We start from the raw sequence: 1831 nt of genomic DNA, 5'->3' as shown, positions 1-1831 counted from the left end.
TCCCCCCTGCGAAAACCACTTCAAACCAAGGTCCGCGGCGACATGCGGCTTGAGAATCGAAATACCGTGCGATGCATCGGCATCGTGTCGCATCCTCACGCTGCCGCAACAATGCGGCAAAATGCGGATTGGAACAGGGGAACTTCCGAAACGACGAAGTGCTGCGGCTTCAATGTTTGTTAACGATCCGGGCTCGCGCAACGATCGCACTCCGTCCAGGACGTCAGATCAGCCATATTGCGCGTGTTCCCAGGATCGATTCCGTGTATTGAGTTCCACCGTTCCATCCCTTCAGCCTTTGCCGTACCTATGCCGATTTTCAACCAGTCGATCCGGCGCAAGATCGTAGGGATCGCGCTCGGACTGATCGTCCTCATGCTGGTCACCTCGATCCTGTCGATGGTGATGTCGAGCCAGGTCGGCATCCTCCTGGACGAGCTGACCAACCGTTACATCCCGGCCTATAGCCATCTGGCGCGTACCAATATTCGTTCGCTGGAGCGGGGGCTGGCGCTGCGGCGGATGGTCATGACCAGGATGGAGTCGCCCTCGGACGAGGAGGCCTATGCGGCACGGCTTCGCGACTTCGAGGCATCGGACCGCAGGATCGAGGAGGAGGCGGAGGCCGCGCGCAAGCTGATCAACCTGATCATCGACGACCCCAGGACGTATTCCGACAACGCCGCGCTGGGGCGGATCGACAGCCGCATCGAGACCGCCGTCACCGAGCTGCGCCGCGACCTGAGCGAAGGGCATGTGAAGCTCCTCAAGCAGGTCGAGGCGAAGCAGATGTCCGAGGCCCGCGGAACGCTGGAGCATCTCGACGTCTTGCGCAGCCAGTTCAACCAGAAGGTCGATGCGATCCGCGCCGACATGCTGACGCAGGTCTATTTCTCGACCGCGCAGGTGATCAGCCGTCAGCATCAGGCGATCATCGTTTCGGGGGTCGTGACCCTGCTCGCGGCGATCGTCGGGTTCGTCTTCGCACTGATGGTGAGTAGCGGCATCACGCGCCCGGTGCGGCTGTTGCTCGCCGGCACCCGCGAGGTCGAGGCGGGCCGGTTCGACAGGCCCATCACCGTCTCCACGCAGGACGAGATCGGCGAGCTCGCGGCGGCCTTCAACCGCATGATCGAGCAGCTCAGGACCAACGAGCGCATCCGTGAGACCTTCGGCCGCTACATCGACCCCAAGGTGGTGCAGGGCCTGATCGAACGGCCGGAGGTCGCCGTCGACGGTGAGCGCCGGGTGATGACCATCATGTTCTGCGACATGAGCGGTTTCACCTCGATGAGCGAAGGCATGACCCCGCGCGGCCTCGTCAAGGTGATGAACCACTATTTCACCGTGATGTCCGCGCCGATCAGGCGCAATCGTGGCGTGATCGACAAATATATCGGCGACGCCATCATGTCTTATTGGGGCCCGCCTTTCGTCGAGGAGGGCGAGCAGGCGTTGCTCGCCGGACTTGCCGCGGTCGAAATGACGGACCAGGTGCCCGCTCTGCAGAAGCAGCTGCCGGACCTGCTCGGCATTCGCGCCATGCCCGCGCCTTGCGATCTGCGCATCGGCATCGCCACCGGCGAGGTCCTGACCGGCAGCATCGGCTCCGAGCTGATGATGAGCTTCACTGTGATGGGCGATGCCGTGAACCTCGCCTCGCGGCTTGAGGCCGTCAACAAGGTCTACGGCACCCGCATCCTGGTCTCGCAGGCGACTGCGGACGCCATTGGATCCGGCCTCGAGCTGCGCGAAGTCGATCGTCTGGCGGTCGCGGGCCAAAGCGCACCGCAGGCGATCTTCGAGGTGATGGCGAGGCCGGATCCAATGG

The 1831-nt window shown here is 63.1% G+C and carries 2 protein-coding genes; one reads left to right on the top strand and one right to left on the bottom strand.

Annotation, left to right across the window (positions count from 1 at the left end; translation table 11 throughout):
* On the bottom strand, positions 1 to 201 hold a 201-nt coding region (locus JHD07_RS19625), incomplete at its 3' end, for a hypothetical protein (RefSeq protein ID WP_291624862.1).
* Between the two features lie 108 nt (positions 202 to 309).
* On the opposite strand from JHD07_RS19625, the gene JHD07_RS19620 reads away from it, so the two are divergent.
* Positions 310 to 1831, top strand: a 1522-nt coding sequence (locus JHD07_RS19620) for an adenylate/guanylate cyclase domain-containing protein (protein ID WP_291624860.1), incomplete at its 3' end; no start/stop codon positions are given.

Source organism: Bradyrhizobium sp., from assembly GCF_016462955.1.
Lineage (GTDB): Bacteria > Pseudomonadota > Alphaproteobacteria > Rhizobiales > Xanthobacteraceae > Bradyrhizobium.
Note: the sequence above shows the minus strand (reverse complement) of the source record. Positions and strands in the feature narration are given on the sequence as shown.